At 43.4% G+C, this 3,282-nt stretch carries 1 protein-coding gene; it reads right to left on the reverse strand.

The features are described 5' to 3' along the window. Positions 1–1,333: 1,333 nt before the first annotated feature. Entirely contained in the window at positions 1,334–3,064 is a 1,731-nt protein-coding gene (locus IM319_RS11060) for an Rqc2 family fibronectin-binding protein (RefSeq protein WP_287735617.1), read from the reverse strand. Positions 3,065–3,282 lie beyond the last annotated feature (218 nt).

The raw sequence follows: 3,282 nt of genomic DNA on the forward strand, positions 1-3,282 counted from the left end.
AAAATGGACGGGTCGGAAAGCGTAAGACTTCTGTTAAAGAAGCAGCATCCCGGGTCGCGTCAACCCCATTGACGCGACCATTCTAAAAAGGTGGCGTGGTGAGGAATCGCCGTCCGTTTTACGGCGGCGAGGATGTCAAAAAAGTAAAAAGTAAAAAGGTTATGGGGGTTAGGGAGTCGGTTAAACTGTACTGCATTTAAACTGCGTATTGGGAATTTTAGTACAAATGCCCAAACTCCCAACTCCTAGACTCCCTAGTCCCTGCCTTCAGGCAGTCTTAACGAGTAATTTAGATGGTCAACAGCTGATCAGTTACTCCCGACTTGAAAGTAATAACAGCCGAACTCTACCATATTTTAGACCAATTTAAGAGAGGTTCTTCGGTTTGTCTTATGCAATGGACGGGGTTATAAGGAATGAAACCCTTATAGAGACAGGTGTTGCTGCGATTTTTGTCAACTGTTTTCGATCTAGAGCGAACTAATCAATTAAATCTCTTGCCAGATAAAGATTTAGTCGATTTATGCCCCCCTATTGGGACTTAAACGCTCAACAAAGGTTCAATCGAGTATAATCGTTACAGAGTAAGCACTTTACGTTGAGAAATCGGCGATGAAAGAGACAACCCCAGCAGCGATGCCTCCCTGCTTTGACCGATGGTGTCGGCGGTTTGACAATTGCTTCAAGAGCGAAGCGCAAAAAAACGGGTTCAGACAGTATTTAGGGTTTGCTGAATAAATCTAAAAACCTTGTTGGATAATATTTTTAGGCTTTTTTGAAATCAAAAAGTGCCTTAGCTAGGAGTATTCGGGGGGGGGGAAATTTAGGCACTTTTTCCCTGAAAATTAGGTAATTGACCCCCTGAAAATGGGTAAAACCCCACACCCCACACCCCACACCCTACCCCCACGAAAAACTTTTTCAGCATACCCTATTTAGGAGGATTATTAGGGGAAAGTGAGAGGAAAAACCTGACTCAAAGGGCCCTATCCCTCTTTCATCCCAAAGATAGAGCAAATATTCTCAACAATCAAACTCATTCATCTGGGCAATAAGTCTCGGAAACCGAAAAGAAAGTTGAGGAAAGTGACAGAAGCGGTTAGGTGAGGATAAAATACCAGTGGTCGCTTTAATATCACCTGAATAGTCGGTTTTTTGTGTCTTTCCCGAGACTATCGGCTGCTACCACTGGTTTGCTGTTGTTTGTTGTTGTAATCCGAGGAAATATAGTTCTTGCGTTCCCAAGCGCCTGAACTGCATTTGTCTCTCTAGTAAAAATTGTAACAGACAATACCCATTTTGTGTAAAAAAAAGTAAACAATTTGGTAAAAAATTATTTTTTGCGGTAATCCTCAACCCTCTGAGGACAGCCCCAGATTACCGTTTCCTGTTTGTAAACCACCATACCGGGCTTTGCGCCCTTGGGTTTATAGACGTATTTGGGACGGGTATAGACGACGGGAACCTGTTCACTATGGCGAGCGCGGCTATAATAAGCGGCGTAATCGGCGGCAAATTGCAGATCGGCGGCTTCTGGAACTGTACCGGGGGTTAAACGGAGTAAAACGTGACTACCAGCGATTTCTTGACTATGAAACCAGATATCGTAATCGCTGGCGCTACGAAAAGTTAGCCGATCATTTTGACGGTTATTTCTGCCAATCCATAATTCTACTCCAGAGGGAGTAGTAAAGCGCATGGGTTCGGATTCTTTGTTATTCGCCCGATTACGCTGGTAATTGCTTTCTAGATACTTCTGTTGAATTAATTCTTCTTGTATCTCGTCTAGGGCCTCTAAATCTTCCCTGCTGCTATAATTCTCTAGTTGACTTAAACTCGATCGCACTTGTTCGAGATAATTAATTTCACTGACCACTTCCGCTAATAAAGGTTCCACCGCTAACCGCGCCCTTTTTAATTTCTGATGTTGTTTATAAAAATATTGGGCATTCTGCACGGGATTTCTTTCGGGATCGAGAGGAATAATTACAGGTTTTCCTGTCTGGAAATCCGCCAAAGTAATGCTAGTCATTCCCTGCTGTATTTGCTGCAGATTTGCCATTAATAAATCCCCTTGCTCTTTATAGCGATCGGCATGAGCAGATTCTGCTAGTCTTGTTTGAAATCCCGCCGCTTTAGTTTGCAGTTTAGTCAGTAAAGAGATGACTTTTTGATTTAATTTTTGCTGTAGTTGTCGAAAGCTTTCTTGATTAATTTGGTCGCTATAATAACGGTTTAATAATTCTTGAACATTTTTAGCTGCTGCCAGTATCTCCCCACCGATCACCGTATAACCTTCTCTTGTCCATCCGGGTTGAAAGGTTTTATTTTCCAAGATTTTTAACCATTCTTGCCAAACTGAAAAGAGCTTTTCCCAATCAGTATTATCTAACTGATCCGTGTTTAATTTCGGGTTAATCTTGGCTTTTTGCAACAGCGATCGAGCGATGACCGGACTAACCCCACGATAGGTACTAACTAGCTGTTTTTCGATAGTTTTAGGGATTAAACTAACTCTGGCTTGCCAACTGCTCAAGGATTCTTCTAAACTGGGATTTGTTGCCAATAAAACGGGTGGTAGTTGATAGATTTGTCCCGTTTGTACGGTGCGAACACTAGACTGGGTGGCATTGACTTGATGGGCAACGGTGACAATTTGATTGTCAGCCGCAGTTAAAATAACATTGCTATATTTGCCCATAATTTCTATGTACAAATGCCCCAGGGCCGGATCATCGGGACGTTGGGCAAATTGTAGATCGATGACTCTTTCCCACGGGGCAACAAATGCTAATTTTGTCAGCGCAAAACCATTGAGTTGATGACGCAATTGATCGCTGAAAGTGAAGGTATCTGGGACTTTTGGCGGTGGATCACCAATATGCAGCCGCGCTCCTTGGGGATGCCAAGAAATAATTAACCATCCCTTGCGATCGAAGGTTCGTAAATAGAGGGCGATCGTTTGGCGATCAATTTGATACACTTGTTCTAGTCTCGCCGGCAGCCAAACGGCAGCAATTTCGGCACAAGTGGCGCTGAGGGTGGTAAAGTCTACGGATTGCATTTTCAGGATTCAGGAGATATTCTCGATGCCAAAGTTGGCACCGCCAAGCATGAAAATATCATAGCTTCCCACTGAGGTTAATGGGACTTAAACAAATTTCAAGCCCAAACAAAGCCTAAACTGGCTTTGTAAGCGGCAAACACATCCCGATTCTCGGTCAGCCACTCAAAGAAACGGAAAGACATCGCTGTCCGAAAAGCTGCCAAGGCTTCCACAAA

Origin of the sequence: Microcystis sp. M113S1 (assembly GCF_020246945.1) — a bacterium.
Classification (GTDB): domain Bacteria; phylum Cyanobacteriota; class Cyanobacteriia; order Cyanobacteriales; family Microcystaceae; genus Microcystis.

Bases quoted from the DNA above. Each gene is read 5' to 3' on its own strand.
- IM319_RS11060 (WP_287735617.1), bottom strand. From the start codon at position 3,064: ATGCAATCCGTAGACTTTACCACCCTCAGCGCCACTTGTGCCGAAATT.